Annotated in this window: 12 protein-coding genes; 4 read left to right on the top strand and 8 right to left on the bottom strand. The window is 35.4% G+C overall.

All coding sequences use genetic code 11. The features are described from left to right. Positions 1–67: 67 nt before the first annotated feature. Positions 68–3,664 carry a dynamin family protein gene (locus SH601_RS13790; protein WP_319958913.1) on the bottom strand — a complete coding sequence of 1,199 codons (3,597 nt, stop codon included), beginning with the start codon at positions 3,662–3,664 and terminating at the stop codon, positions 68–70. Positions 3,665–3,819: 155 nt separating this feature from the next. Here SH601_RS13790 and SH601_RS13785 point away from each other — a divergent pair, with 155 nt between their 5' ends. After that, positions 3,820–4,245, top strand: coding sequence for a hypothetical protein (locus tag SH601_RS13785; protein ID WP_319958912.1), 426 nt, complete (start codon positions 3,820–3,822; stop codon positions 4,243–4,245). A gap of 99 nt (positions 4,246–4,344) precedes the next feature. Here the strand turns inward: SH601_RS13785 and parC are convergent, their stop codons facing one another. From parC to SH601_RS13770, 3 genes are all read right to left on the bottom strand, one after another. Beyond that, the gene (gene parC / locus SH601_RS13780) at positions 4,345–6,798 is read right to left on the bottom strand and encodes a DNA topoisomerase IV subunit A (protein ID WP_319958911.1); all 2,454 of its coding nucleotides are present in this window, start codon (positions 6,796–6,798) and stop codon (positions 4,345–4,347) included. A gap of 20 nt (positions 6,799–6,818) precedes the next feature. Beyond that, complete coding sequence (gene parE, locus SH601_RS13775; RefSeq protein ID WP_319958910.1) at positions 6,819–8,771, bottom strand: DNA topoisomerase IV subunit B; 1,953 nt, start codon at positions 8,769–8,771, stop codon at positions 6,819–6,821. Between the two features lie 72 nt (positions 8,772–8,843). Further along, positions 8,844–9,257, bottom strand: coding sequence for a CoA-binding protein (locus SH601_RS13770; RefSeq protein ID WP_319958909.1), 414 nt, complete (start codon positions 9,255–9,257; stop codon positions 8,844–8,846). Positions 9,258–9,604: 347 nt separating this feature from the next. Between SH601_RS13770 and plsY the strand changes: the two genes are divergently transcribed. The 3 genes from plsY to yidD all read left to right on the top strand — a co-directional run bounded on the left by plsY (position 9,605) and on the right by yidD (position 11,489). Continuing rightward, complete coding sequence (gene plsY / locus SH601_RS13765) at positions 9,605–10,189, top strand: glycerol-3-phosphate 1-O-acyltransferase PlsY (RefSeq protein ID WP_319958908.1); 585 nt, start codon at positions 9,605–9,607, stop codon at positions 10,187–10,189. A 127-nt stretch (positions 10,190–10,316) separates the two neighbouring features. After that, positions 10,317–11,237 (top strand): GTP cyclohydrolase FolE2, encoded by a 921-nt coding sequence (gene folE2 / locus SH601_RS13760; RefSeq protein WP_319958907.1) that lies wholly within the window; start codon positions 10,317–10,319, stop codon positions 11,235–11,237. Between the two features lie 6 nt (positions 11,238–11,243). Further along, positions 11,244–11,489: a membrane protein insertion efficiency factor YidD gene (yidD, locus tag SH601_RS13755; RefSeq protein WP_319958943.1), complete on the top strand. Its 246-nt coding sequence runs from the start codon at positions 11,244–11,246 to the stop codon at positions 11,487–11,489. Positions 11,490–11,622: 133 nt separating this feature from the next. On the opposite strand, the gene SH601_RS13750 is transcribed toward yidD, so the two are convergent. Genes SH601_RS13750 through SH601_RS13735 form a run of 4 tightly spaced genes read right to left on the bottom strand, consistent with a single transcriptional unit; the run spans position 11,623 to position 15,243 of the window. Continuing rightward, a complete protein-coding gene (locus tag SH601_RS13750) occupies positions 11,623–11,922 on the bottom strand; it encodes a hypothetical protein (RefSeq protein WP_319958906.1) in 300 nt (99 codons plus the stop codon). A 2-nt stretch (positions 11,923–11,924) separates the two neighbouring features. Further along, positions 11,925–12,347: an acyl-CoA thioesterase gene (locus SH601_RS13745; RefSeq protein ID WP_319958905.1), complete on the bottom strand. Its 423-nt coding sequence runs from the start codon at positions 12,345–12,347 to the stop codon at positions 11,925–11,927. Then, positions 12,344–14,623: an AAA family ATPase gene (locus SH601_RS13740; RefSeq protein WP_319958904.1), complete on the bottom strand. Its 2,280-nt coding sequence runs from the start codon at positions 14,621–14,623 to the stop codon at positions 12,344–12,346. The genes SH601_RS13745 and SH601_RS13740 overlap by 4 nt, the downstream gene beginning before the upstream one ends. Before the next feature lie 17 nt (positions 14,624–14,640). After that, complete coding sequence (locus tag SH601_RS13735; protein WP_319958903.1) at positions 14,641–15,243, bottom strand: redoxin domain-containing protein; 603 nt, start codon at positions 15,241–15,243, stop codon at positions 14,641–14,643. Positions 15,244–15,455: the final 212 nt, after the last annotated feature.

The raw sequence follows: 15,455 nt of genomic DNA, 5'->3' as shown, positions 1-15,455 counted from the left end.
CTTATTAGGGAAGGACCATTATCTATTTACCCCATGTCCTCCCCTTCTTAGCTTTCTTGAACTGTGTTTACGCGTGAGAAGTTACGATACAATTCAATTGCTCATACAATCGTTTTAGCTCCTCTTTATTCTCCTCTTGACCTTCCATCCCTTCGATCACATGTCGATAATAGTCTTGTACTTCTTCCGTGTGGTTACTCCAAACTTGTTGGTCTGCTTGATTCCATTGTTCTTCATAAAATGTCAATAAATCTTGTTCTAGCCGTTCCATTGCCAGCTGCCACTCATCAGTAAAGTAGTCATTCGTAACGGTTTTTAATCTTTCTTGGCCATTTCCAGAGAAAAATGATTTAGAATCTTTATAATGGTTACTCCATTTTCCAAGTGTATTTTCCGCTGGATCGATAGATGTTAGGTCAATATTAGGTTCTTCTAGTTTATAATCCTCCGCTGCAGATAAGGAGAATTCCGGGTCAAGCTTTTGTATTTCTGCCAGCGTGTCTTCTCGCATTTTTCGGATAATTTGGTGAAAATGTTGTTCCACCCGAATGAAAATAGCCTGATATTCGTAGGTTAAGCGCAAATTGATTGCTTGGACGAGTTGCTGCAGACTAACAGCTACTTCGTTTTTTCCTTTACGACCAGAAGACTGAATGGCACCTGGATTCACATAATCTTTAAACACATCATCATATTGAATGGAAAATCGTTGTTTTGCATAATAGATTTGCTTAGTTAACTTTTGCTGTATTTGCTTTAAGTAAAAGGATTCGTTTCTTTCTTGAATGACATGCTCAATCTTATGTTGATTATTTTTCGCCTTTGTCATTAACCGTTCTTTTTCAGCTTGATCTCCATTCATAATAGATAACCAATTACTTACTAATGATTTTGCCCTAGATAAGTCCATATAAATCGACCGCATGCTCATCTGTGTTAATTCTTCTTGAACAAAGTGATAAAAATCCGCTTCAAACGAAGGTAATCCAGTTGCTTCTGTTTTTTCTTCTACAGCCTGCTTACTTGAAACGGCGTACATCCGTGGATTGTTAATATCAAATTGCTGCAGCTCTTTTGTTACATAATCATGAACAAGTGCTGCTTCCTTCTTATCTTTAGCAAGGTCGATTGCATTGATAATAAAGAACATTTTGTCTAATTCAAATGCATCCTTCACATTACCTAACCGTTCTAAAAACTGTTTATCTGGCTTAGAAAACGGGTGATTATAATACGTGACAAACAAAATAGCATCTGCATCCTTCATATAAGAAAATGCTAAGTCTGTATGTCGAGCATTTACAGAGTCTGCTCCAGGTGTATCAACTAAGGTAATCTTATTTTCTGTTAAAGGGCAATCATAAAAAAGCTCCATTTCCTTTACAAAACAAGCTACCTCTTCATCACGGACATATCTTTGGAACGTTGTAAAATCAATCGTATATTCTGTGCCAATTTTATCCTTCATATCGGTATAACCATTGTAAAAAGCAGTAAGAAAAGACTTATATTTATCCGCAATATCTAATTGATCTATTTTTGTCTTGCTTATTATTTTATAAGCATCATCAAGGCTTTGACATTCTTGTAACAACATTTCCTGTAAATCAGCTAGTAATTCTCTTTCTTGTTTCCATGCTACACGAACATCTTTATGGTTGTATTGTTCGGTAGGTGGACTGATTTTATTAATCGCAGCTGTAGTTGGATTTGGTGATGCGGGCAGCACCTTCTCACCAATTAACGCATTCGCAAATGATGATTTTCCAGCACTAAATGCTCCAAATAAAGCGATCGTAAAGGAACGATTGCGTAGTCTGTTTTTCTTTTTAAATATCTCTTGGCGTATTGTTGAGAGTCCACTTATGTTTGCGAGTAGCGGCTCTACTTTTTCCAAATCAGCTATCGTTTCATTAAAGCTATACAAAGGTGAATGTTCTTCTTTTGGCGATATATCTCTTTGTTTAGCTTCTTTCTTTTCTGCATCCTCTCTTGTTAGCTCCTTCATATCGACTATTTTATGAACAATTCTTGCATTTGATTTCGCTACTAATAGCTCTAATGCATCTTCTCCGAACGTAGCTTGTTTCATCAAATGGGATTCCACTTTCTCTTGGAACTCTTCCATCACTTGTTGTATTTCGTTTACTTTTTGCTGGATGGATTGGGATCTCTCAAGAATGTTCATTTGCTCCTGGATTTCTGTTATTTGTTCTTCTATCGGTCCTAGGACTGGTTCTTTATAGGTCATCCATTTAGTTTTATAATATTGTCGATAGATTTTCTTTACTTCATTCGCAACGTGATCTGTATAAACAAGCACATACTCTCCATTAGCGGTCGCCCCATCACTCATCATATCTACTAACGCTTTTTTACTGAATTGCTCTTTAAATACTTGTTCCGAAAAATTAAAGGTTATGTATTCCTGCATAAATGCAGTCATTTTATCTCTCAATTTCCACTCTAAATTTGCTTCTACTTTCTCTTTCAATGCTTGATAAAAGGTATCCAATCGTTCTTCTCGTTCTTGTTCAATTTTTTTACGGTTTCGGAACAATCCCGTTTTGAATTTGGGGTCATATGCCTGCAAGCAATGTTCTGCCTTTTCCCTAATATCAAATGGCATTAATTGCGCATTTTTCGTTGTCTGTTCTACTTGATGGTTATAGTCTTTTTCTATATTTTTTTTCTTCTCCTGTAATGACTCTAGACGTTGCCCGATTTCTTCAAAAGAGTGCTCAGGTAATATTAATGATGCTTTTTTTTCTTGTAATTCGGTTAATTGTTCATTGGTTTCGATTTGTTTGTTCTTAATAGCGTCCTTGACCGAATAATGAACGCCATTACTTAACGTATTTTGCAACACATCTTGATGGTGAGTCGAACATAATTGATCGATTGTTCTTTTTAGCTCATCAAATTGATTAATCACGTTATCTTTCGTTTGCATTGATGTAAAAAATACTTGTTCAGGCCGAATATCCCATTGTACCAATACATGTTCCAAACTTTTCTGAAATGCAGTAAACGGGAGCTCTGTCTCATCATGTTTATCCATTTGATTGATAATGACATAATAAGGTTTATTCATTTCATCAATTTGCTTAAGGAAATGTGCGTTAACTTCTGATTGTACATGATTATAGTCCATCACATAAAACATGACATCCACTTGATGTAGAGCAGATTCAGTCATAATCCGATCAGCATCATTCGCAGCATCAATGCCTGGTGTATCCATTAACGTAACTCCATTAGGTAATCCCTCTACTTGCTTAAAAATTTCTATTTTCTTCACTTCATCTCCATCACGACACAGTTCCTGTAAATGTTCAACTGTAGGAAGAGTGTTCATCTTTATTGCAGATTGGTGTGCAAAATGGACAATAATTGCTTCTTCACCTTTTTTTATTTCTACTATATTCGCACTAGTTGGTATCGGGCTCTGTGGTAACAATGATTCATTCATAATTTGATTAATGATTGTTGATTTCCCTGCTGAGAAGTGACCACTGAAACAAATATGTATCATGCTTTCATGTAACTTGTCATAGTAATCCAGCATTTGTTCTTGATAAACTTGCTCATTATGTTGTCCAAAAAAAGAATATAAATCTGCTAACTGTTGCTTATCTACATTGTGGGTGCTAGTTGTCAACATTATCGAAACTCCTTGAATGATCTATGTTTTTTCTCAATTATACTGATTTTTCGGAAAAATCGCTAGGATGAACTTTGGTATAATTAATTCCCAACTATTTATAGAGAAGAGAATGCTACATTAAATGAAGGATGTATGCTAACTGGAGTTTGCTCATGGACATAACTCTTGGAAAAGAGAAAGTTATGTCTATGATAAGCCACCTCATGGACATAACTCTTGAAAAAGAGATAGTTATGTCTATGATAAGTCGTCTCATGGACATAAATCTTGAAAAAGAGATAGTTATGTCTATGATAAGTCGCCTCATGGACATAACTCTTGGAAAAGAGATAGTTATGTCTATGATAAGCCACCTCATGGACATAACTCTTGAAAAAGAGATAGTTATGTCTATGATAAGCCGTCTCATGGACATAAATCTTGGAAAAGAGATAGTTATGTCTATGATAAGCCGTCTCATGGACATAAATCTTGGAAAAGAGATAGTTATGTCTATGATAAGCCGTCTCATGGACATAAATCTTGGAAAAGAGATAGTTATGTCCGTGATAACCTGTCTCATGGACATAACTCTATGAAAGGTATTGTCTTAAATATTCTTTCTCTACAATGTAACTAAGTGAAAAAAGGTTCCGTCCATCAAAACGATGGACGGAACCTTTTTGCTAGTTCTATTTTTATTCTTTTTCGTCTTCAAAAACTTTCGTTAGTTCTTGTTTTGACTTGATATTTATTACTTCTCCTTCGATGTCTGTATCTATTACATATGAACCATTACTGTAGCGATCACTTAATGGTAAGTCTGTTGGTTTTACTTCATGACGTTCACCTTTTGCTGTTATCATTGTCATGACATCAGCATCTGTCACAATATCAAATCCGACAATTCGGTGTGGTTTTGATTTTAGTTCTCTTAGCATAACTAATCCTTTTTTCGCACGAGCTGACTTTTCAAATCGATTAACCGTCATTTGTTTACATGCACCACGTTGTGTCATAACGAATAAATGTCGCTTCTCATTATTTTCATTCATCATTACTGCATTGACAACAAATTCATCGTCTTTCAACTGGATAGCTTTGACTCCAGAAGCACGCTGGCCAATTGGGGTTACTTCGGATTCATTATACCAAAGGCCATAACCTTTATTTGTAGCAATGAAAATATCTTGTTTACCATCAGTTTCATATACATTCACTAACTGATCATCATTTTTTAAGTTTAAAGCTATTAGCGGTCTAGAAAAACGTTGTGACTGATATTGGTCCAACGTTGTTTTCTTTACCATACCATTTTTAGTGAAGAAGATAAGATATTTGTTTTTCTCAAAATGACGAATAGGTATTGCCTTAACAATCGTTTCATCTTTATCGATTGACGCAATATTAGATATATGTTGACCTAATTCCTTCCACCGAATATCCGGTAATTGGTGAACTGGTATTGGCATATAACGCCCTTTATTCGTAAACAACAGTAGATGATCCGTTGTATTTAATTCTAACAAGGAAATTAAATGGTCATCTTCTTTCATCGAAAAATCTTCATCACTAGAAGCCGTATAGGATCGTATGCTTGTGCGTTTTAAGTAACCTTGTTCTGTTACAGATGTAATCACATCTTCACTAGCAACTGTTACTTCAACATTAATTTTCAACTCTTCGATTTCTTTTTCTACTTTAGTACGACGAGCTTCTGCATATGATTTCTTCATATTTCTTAAATCTTTTTTGATAACAGCTAATAAATTCTTCTCGTCAGAAAGAATTAATTGATATTTTTTAACCGCTTCTTCAAGTTCTGCTGCTTCTTTTTCCAAAGCAGTAATATCCGTATTCGTTAAACGATACAATTGTAACGTCACAATTGCCTCTGCTTGTATTTCTGTAAAACCATACGCTTGCATGATTCGTTTTTTCGCATCTTGCTTATCTTTTGATGCGCGGATCGTTTGAATAAGTTCATCTAAGATCGAAACGGCTTTAATAAGTCCTTCAACGATATGTGCTCGTTTCTCTGCCTTATTTAAATCAAATCTCGTCTGCCTAGTCACCACTTCTTTTTGGTGATTGACATAAGCATCAATCATTTGTGTTAAATTCAATAATTGTGGCGTTTTATCTTTGATAGCAACCATATTAAAATGATAAGTAATTTGTAAGTCTGTATTTTTATATAGATAATTCAATACACCTTGACTATCTGCGTTCTTTTTCAACTCTACAACAATTCTTAAACCTGTTCTATCTGTTTCATCACGAACTTCTGCAATACCTTCAACTTTGCGATCAATTCGCAATTCATCCATTCGTTTAACTAGAGCAGCTTTATTTACTTCATACGGAATTTCATCAATGACTATTTGTTCTCGGTTACCCTTTAATGGTTCAATAGTTGCTTTCCCACGCACAACTACTTTACCTTTACCAGTTTGATAAGCTTTCTTCAGACCTTCATATCCTTGAATAATTCCACCAGTTGGGAAATCTGGTCCTTTAATAATTTCTAACAATTCCTCGATCGTTACAGATGGTTTATCTAAACGCTTGATAATAGCATCAATGACTTCCCCTAAATTATGTGGGGGAATCTCTGTTGCATAACCAGCAGATATACCTGTAGATCCGTTCACTAACAGATTCGGTATTCTTGCTGGTAAAACAACAGGCTCATCAATGGAATCATCGAAGTTCGGAATATAATCAACTGTTTCTTTATCAATATCACGTAACATTTCAGATGCAATAGCTGATAAACGTGCCTCCGTATAACGCATTGCTGCTGGTGGGTCACCATCGACACTACCGTTATTACCATGCATTTCGACCAATACATTTCTTAGTTTCCAAGTTTGACTCAATCGCACCATTGCATCGTATACAGACGAGTCACCATGTGGATGATAATTACCGATAACAGTACCTACTGTTTTGGCTGATTTTCGGAACGGCTTATCATGTGTATTCTTCTCTTCATGCATTGCATAGAGAATTCTCCGTTGTACTGGTTTTAAACCATCTCGTGCATCTGGCAATGCACGATCCTGAATAATATATTTACTATATCGTCCAAATCGATCTCCCATGACGTCCTCTAAGGGTAGATCTAAATACTTTTCCTCTACTGCCAACGAAATTCCTCCTAAAAGCCTTAAATTTGAATATTTTCATTATCAATAATATTGTCGTCTTCTTCAAGCGTAAATTGTACGTTGGACTCAATCCATTTACGTCTTGGTTCGACTTTATCACCCATCAAGGTTGTGACTCTGCGTTCAGCTCTAGCTAGATCATCAATTGTTACTCGAATTAACGTACGAGTTTCAGGATTCATCGTTGTTTCCCATAATTGATCTGCATTCATCTCGCCAAGTCCTTTATAACGTTGCAAATGGTAACCATTCTTGAATTTTTTAGTCACTTCTTGCAGTTCATCTTCCGTCCAGCAATACTCTATTTGCGCCTTAGCACCTTTGCCTTTAGATATCTGATATAAAGGTGGTAACGCAATAAATACTTTTCCAGCCTCAATTAACGGTCGCATATATCGATAAAAGAACGTAAGTAATAATATTTGAATGTGTGCACCATCTGTATCAGCATCTGTCATAATTACAATTTTGTTATATTGGACATCATCTATAGAAAATTCCGTGCCGACCCCTGCACCAATCGTATGAATAATCGTTGAGATTTCTTCATTTTTCATAATATCTACAAGTTTCGCTTTTTCCGTATTAACAACCTTACCTCTTAAAGGAAGGACTGCTTGAAACTTTCTATCACGTCCTTGTTTGGCTGAACCACCCGCAGAATCACCCTCGACAAGATATAATTCATTTTTGTCTGGGTTTCTAGATTGTGCCGGTGTAAGTTTACCACTTAACAAGGCATCTTTCCGACGTTTTTTCTTGCCACTTCGAGCTTCTTCTCGCGCTTTACGAGCAGCTAAACGCGCATCTCTCGCACGAATTCCTTTCTTAATCAACATCGAAGCGACATCTGGGTTTTCTTCAAGAAAATAAAGCAAATGTTCTGCCACAATTACATCAACAGCAGAACGCGCCTCCGCAGTTCCAAGCTTACCTTTCGTTTGGCCTTCGAATTGCAATTTCTCTTCAGGAACTTTAATAGAAATTACAGCTGTAAAGCCTTCACGAATATCGTTACCTTCTAAATTTTTATCTTTTTCTTTTAAAAGATTTACTTTCCGTGCATAATCATTCACAATCCTTGTGATAGCTGATTTTGCACCAGATTCGTGTGTTCCACCATCTTTTGTCCGCACATTGTTAACGAAAGATAAAATATTTTCCGTAAAGCCATCATTATATTGAAAGGCAAAGTCTAATTCCATCTCTTGTTGTTCCCCTTCAAAAGCGACAACCTCGTGAAGTACATCTTTTTCTTCATTTAAGTACGAGACGAACTCTTTTAACCCATCTGGATAATGGTATGTTTCTTCAACTCGTTCATTTCTTTCATCAATTAATTGGATCGTAATTCCTTTTAATAAGAAGGCAGCTTCCCTTAATCTTTCCGCTAAAATGTCAAACTGATAGGTTATCGTCGAGAAAATAGTTGAATCTGGCTTAAAGGAAATAGTTGTACCAGTCTTTCTTGTTTTTCCTTTTTTCTCTAAGGTCGTTACTGGTTTTCCACCATTTTCAAAACGCTGATGAAAGACTGAACCATCACGTTCTATCGTAACTTCGAGCCACTCCGATAAGGCATTTACAACGGATGCACCTACACCGTGTAGACCACCACTTGTTTTATATCCGCCTTGACCGAATTTACCGCCTGCATGTAGTACAGTTAAAATGACTTCTGGCGTTGGTCGACCTGTTTGGTGCATCCCCGTTGGCATCCCTCGCCCATTATCTTTTACCGTAATACTTTGATCTGGATGAATCGTTACCGTAATCGCTTCACCAAAGCCGGATAGCGCTTCATCAACTGAATTATCTACTATTTCAAAGACGAGGTGATGCAAACCTCTGGCATCCGTACTACCAATATACATACCTGGTCTTTTTCTAACAGCTTCTAATCCTTCTAAAACTTGAATCGAATCGTCATTATACATTGTATTGTTGCTCATTACTTACTCGAAACTCCTTCCCTGCACTACCACTATAACTAAAATATAGAACATATATTCTTATTTGTAAAGCTATTTTATTAAAATGGAGTGGGCCACTTTTATACATTGATCCATAATTACTTCTTTATTATGTTCTGTTAAATAATTATATGCTTCCTCATCAGAAACACCTTGTTGCATCCAAACATAGGAAGCATCTGTTTGAACAATTTCTGTTGCTAGTTCTTTTAATGCAGATGATTTTCTGAAAATGTTGACCGTTTCATATGGTTCTTTAACATCTGTTAATGTAGCATATGCTTTTTCTCCCAAAACTTCTTCTACATTCGGATTAACCGGAATAATTCGATACCCTACTTGTTGCATTGCATGTGCAATTTGAAAGGATGTTCGTGACGGATTATCTGATAATCCAACCACTGCAATTGTTTTTGTTTTCTCTAGTATTTTTTTCATTAATTGTTGTTCATTAGTATGTGTCATTTCCAAACACCTCATTTTTATTGATTAAACCACTGAATAAACATTTACGCAAGTAACTATGTATAAAAGTATACATGAAATTAACCAGTTTTTGCTAGGTAAGCTTCTGTTTTATGTCGTGTAAACTCTCCTTTTTCATCTACCATTATTTCTATTTTAACATGTTAACCAAAGCACATTCTGTAAAATAAATAAAAATATTCATAATGACTGTACTTTTTTTCATAACAACGTGCTAAAATATAGTAGAGTTTCTATCCATCATACTTAGCAACAGTCCGTTTTAGATGGTTAGCTTATACGAAAAGGACAAATGTAATCATATCATTTTTTTAAGGAGTTTGACGATGGAGTATATTATTTTTATCATTCTTGCCTATTTACTAGGTTCTATACCAACAGGACTAATTGTAGGTAAACTCGGCTATCAGAAGGATATTAGAGAACATGGAAGTGGTAATCTGGGTGCTACTAATACCTTTCGGGTTCTTGGTATAAAAGCTGGTATTATTGTTACAGTAGTTGATATTTTAAAAGGTACATTAGCAGCTACTTTACCGATTATTTTTCAAATTGATAGTGTTTATCCACTTGCTATTGGAGTATTTGCAGTTGTTGGACACATGCTTCCTATATTCGCAAAATTTAAAGGTGGCAAAGCAGTGGCTACCTCTGCTGGTGTTATCTTAGGAGTGAACCCATTATTATTTGCGATTATGATTGCTAGCTTTCTAATTATTCTTTACTTATCTAAATATGTGTCTCTTGCTTCAATGGTGACAGGTATTATTACAATCATTGTAACGATTATACAACGTGATCTGGGATTAATGATTGTTACATCCCTTTTAACCGCATTCGTTATTTATCGACACAAAGCAAATATTAAACGAATTATTAATAAAACAGAACCTAAAATTAAATGGATGTAAAAGGATCTAACTTAACTGTTAGATTCTTTTTTTCTTCTTATGTCCCTACATAATAAGTTTTATAAATTGAATATTCATTGAAGATTAAGTATACTTTGATATAGTTGATCACGAAAGGGGTACAATCATGAAAGAGTTTAGTGCAAAACAACTGCCAACTAAAGAAGAGAGACATAAATTATTTGGCTCAGTTGAACCAGGCGAAAAAATAAAGCCTACTGAAAAAGAAAAAATGCCTGATTTACAAAACACACATAAAGATTTTTTATTTGATATAAATCAAGTTGGTATTTCCAATGTGAAGCACCCTGTACAAGTATCCAGCAAAATGAAGCCTGAAACACAAACAACAGTTGGTACCTTTAAAATGACTTCTTCTATTAAGCAAAATCATAAAGGGACAAACATGAGTCGCTTTACAGAAATGATTCAACTATATAGTAAAGGCAACCCATTTGATATTTCTATCGCTTCATTAAAAGCATTTACAAAAGATATGGCAGAACGTTTAGAACAAGATGATAATCAATTAACTGTTTCATTTCCTTGGTTTTTTGAGCGTAGTGGCCCTGCTTCTGATATGCCCGGAATGAATCATGCAGATGCAGAAATCACTATTTTATATGATAAGCATGCAGGCTACCAAATTACTGTTTCATTAAAAGGAACGATTACGACACTTTGCCCTTGTTCAAAAGAAATAAGTGAGTACAGCGCCCATAATCAACGTGGTAATGTTACAATGACTGTAGATTTATCCAGTGAATACAATGAAGAAGTGGATTGGAAGTATGCTTTGCTTGAAGCGGCAGAAAGTAATGCAAGTGCGCGAATTCATCCAGTGTTAAAACGACCAGATGAAAAAATGGTAACAGAACAAGCATATGAAAACCCTCGTTTTGTGGAAGATATGGTTCGCCTAGTTGCAGCTGATTTATATGAAATGCCATTTGTTAATAAATTTACTGTAACATGTGAAAATGAAGAGTCGATTCATTTACATGATGCAATAGCTTCTATCACATACGATAAAGCACTTCACGCATAGGTGATTATCGTGAAAAAAATCATTATGTTACTCATTCGTTTTTATCAACGATTTATTAGTCCGATGTTCCCACCAACATGTAGGTTTCAACCGACATGCTCACAATATAGCTTAGAATGTTTTAGGCACTATAATGTGTTCAAAGCTAGCTATTTATCAGTGAAACGGATTCTAAAATGCCATCCGTTTCATCCAGGCGGCTTTGATCCTGTACCGATAAAAAAAGACAGTAACGATAAAGAAAATGAGTAAGAAAAAACGTTCAGATAGCGAATGCACTGAACGTTTTTTTCGTTTATAAACAAAAATAAATGGTTACACACATCTATTTTGGGAAATAAGCGCCATGTTACGAGGAAAGTTCATTTGTAAAAATGATTTTCAATCATAGTCGGAAACGGTCTATTTGCTCCCATTGCTCTTCTTTGGTTAAGATGTCCTTTTGTGTTTCACCAAAGAGATCAAAGTGAGGAAATTTTGGATCGTTGTGTATCCACTCTTTTTGCAATCCGTACTGTTTCCCCCACGCAATTAGCTTTTCATAATCGGCACAACCTACTTTTGTAACAGTTGTACAGCCAGGAAAACGATCGTCTAACCAATAATGTGTTAAAAATGATATCTCACCATTACGTACACTTGTCTTCCAAGCCTTTAATATAGCTCTATCAATTCCAAATGCCATAATTATTCCGCGCTTTCTAAAGCTTTTTGATAGGCTTGATGCCAATTAGGAAATTGTTTTTTTAGTGATAATGGACGAAAAGTATCTTTATTTACAATCACGTGTTGTGTCTCACCTGTTACAGCTACTTCTCCATCTTGATTTGTAATACGATAACCATACGTTGTACGAATACCATTATATTTTTCTAACCATGTTTCTACATAGGCATCATCTCCGTAACGAATCGGTTGCTTAAATTGAATATTCGCATCAACCACTGGAGAAACAACTCCATCTGCTTCCATTTCATGATATTTGAAACCTAAATTTTCGACAAAATCTGTTCTACCTATTTCAAACCAGATTAGATAATTCGCATGGTAGACAACTCCCATCTGATCTGTTTCCTGGTATCTTACTTTAATTGGTGTCGTTACTTTCATGCTTCCTTCGTCCTCCTTACAGATTTCCATGCTAATTCAAAATCTTTTTTCGTTAAAAGCTCTAGTTGCTCTACTGTCTCTTCTACGTCTCCTAGTCGCAATGCTTGATATTGAATAGCTTCATTGACTAAATTCACAACAAAACGTCCGTTACCTCTTATTGTTGCGTTCTCTAATTGCTCTGTTACATATTCCATTACCTCATTATCTAATTGATATTGGAATGTCTCGACATGATAATCAATCATTTCCAATAATTCCTCGGTAGAATAATCCTCAAAATGGAAATATTTTTTAAATCTTGATTCTAGCCCTGGGTTACTTGCTATGAACCGTTCCATTTCATTTTTATAACCAGCAAGGATCACAACTAGGTTCTCATTATGCTTGGTCATTTCATCTACTAATGTATCAATAGCTTCTTTTCCAAAGTCCTTTTCACCACGGAACAAGGAATAGGCTTCATCGATAAATAGCACACCACCTAGTGCTTCTCTTATCTTATTTTTCGTCTTTATCGCAGTTTGACCGACAAAACCAGCAACGAGATCACTTCTAGATGCTACAACTAAATGTCCACGTTTTAGCAAGCCACATTGCTTTAGAATTTGTGCAAATATTTTTGCGACCGTTGTTTTTCCCGTACCAGGATTTCCTGAAAAAACTGAATGTAATTGGATGGGGACGGTTGGTAGTTGTCTAGCTTTACGCTTTTGTTGTACTTGAACAAAAGCAGATAATTTTTTTACTTCTTCTTTTACATTATCGAGGCCGATTAACTGTTCTAATTGATTTATTGGCTCTGTAGATTCTTGTTGATCATCTAATGCTGCGATATCGTGTTCAGTTATCCGCATGTGTGACAACCAATTTTCCTTTAATGGTAAAGAGTGATTAGCACCTATATGAAAAATAACTTTCAACACTAAATCCTTTACTGTTCGAGCATTACCGAATGATTCATCTACTCGTGATTTATCAATTAATGATAAGAATCGATGTCTCGCTTCTTCTGTGAAAAAGTAATCATTATTAAGTGCGGCTTCTTCAGCGATTTGTAGCAACTCTTCATTAGAAAAATCAGGTAGTTGTATAAAATTCCCCTCCGGAAAACGACTTCTCAAGCCTTGATTTGCCCATAAAAAATGTTCCATTTCTTCAGGATAACCTGCCATAATCACTGCAAATTTATTCGCATATTCATTACTCGTCATACTTGAAACTAGTGTATCAATAACAGCTTGTCCATAGTCATTACCAGTTTGGTCTTCTCGTTTTAAATTATAAGCTTCATCAATAAAAAGCACACCGCCTAATGCTTTCTTTACATAGTTCAGCGTATTCTCCTCACTTTGTCCCATAAATGAACCAACTAATTGTGATCTATTCACTTCCACTACTTCATTTGTCTCTAATAAGCCAAGACGATAATAGATATTAGCAAGCAATCGAGCTATCGTTGTCTTACCAGTTCCCGGATTACCTGTTATCACCATATTTAACCCTTGTTCATCAACCATTTGGAAACCGGCTTTCTTTCGTTCCTGCTGGTATTTTAAATATTGATAATAGCGATTAATGTAATCTTTCACTTGATGAAGCCCAACCATGCTTGTTAGTTCATCCAAAGGATCTGTACTTGTCTTTTCTTTGATGAAAGAAGGTAATTCATTATAAAAAAGAGCCATTTGATATTTTAGCTTATCCATAGCTTCATTATATGGTTGAATATCTTTGGTTGATTTTCGATTCTCTAAAGCATATACCATTGTTTCTGCCACATCTTCTATCCATTCAATTTGTTCAAAAATCTGGTCATACGCCTTTTTTAGTTTGTCTGTTCCGTTTAACTGATGATTTTTCAGCTTGGATAACCGTTCCATTTCAGCTAAAAGTCCTTTTACCTTTTTCAGTTTTACCGGATCAAAATCTGTTTCCCGAATTTGAAACTGACTTAAGTCAGTCTCTTTCATTTCTTGAAAGATACCTAAATAATGCTTTAACGCTTGAACCCCCGTAACCATAGGATGCTCACTCTTATTATTTAGTAAATCTAACTGTTTATTTAGATGGTCATCTGCTACATTTCTTTTTAATCGATAAAATGTAAGCATACTAAATAAAATTGCTTCAGCATCCGCATCCAATGAAATAGACGCTTGTTCAACTTTATCTAATATTCTTAGAATTTCAATTTCATTATATGGCGGAGTCTCATCAAATGATTGCCAGCTCTTTATGTTCTCTTCTATCTTTTGTAATTCTTTTGTCGACACACACATACACCTTCCGATCAATTCTCTTTCTCTATTTGTTCTAACTGTGTTTGCATTTGCTCTAGTGACATGGCTCCATTAACTCTCGCCATTACTTGTCGGTCGCTATTTCGGATAATAAATGAGGTAGGCATGCCAACAATAGCATAATGGTCATACACCGTATTATCCTCATCTAACAAAATCGTAAAATCGAAGTCACCATCATCCACAAATGATTTCACTTTATCTACCGAAGTTTCACTATTTGTTGTGTTAACTGCCACTACTTTGATGGTTGCTTGATTAGCCTCTTCAAAGGCTTGTAAATCAGGCATTTCTTCCGTACAAGGTTTACACCATGTTGCCCAAAAATTTAATAATATGTACTCTTGCTCTACGTCAAATGCTTCCACTTCATTACCATTCAAATCTGGTAATTGAAAAGACGGCGCATTATTTCCTACTTGTATTTGCTCCGCATTTGGCGCAGTAATCGTTACACCATCAATCGATGTGTCCCCTGTAACATCGACTATATTCGGATCAGCTTGTTTATCAAACATATCAGTAAAATTCGTAACAAATACGATACCAACTAATATTAAAACGATCGTTACAGATATAATACTTTTCCACATCATTCTCATCCTTTACGAATAGCGCTAATTCCTATTATATAAGATAACGGTTGTATCGTCTAATTATAGAAACTTACAGAATACTAAACCCAAGAAGGTACTTAACACTCTTTTATAACTACCTGATAACATTCGCTAACACTTACGAAGTCTAAAAACGAAAATGGGCGGTAACTCATGTTAATTATTCCATGAAACGCGCTCACCCATTC

The organism is Gracilibacillus pellucidus (assembly GCF_033949965.1).
Classification (GTDB): domain Bacteria; phylum Bacillota; class Bacilli; order Bacillales; family Amphibacillaceae; genus Gracilibacillus; species Gracilibacillus pellucidus.
Note: the sequence above shows the minus strand (reverse complement) of the source record. Positions and strands in the feature narration are given on the sequence as shown.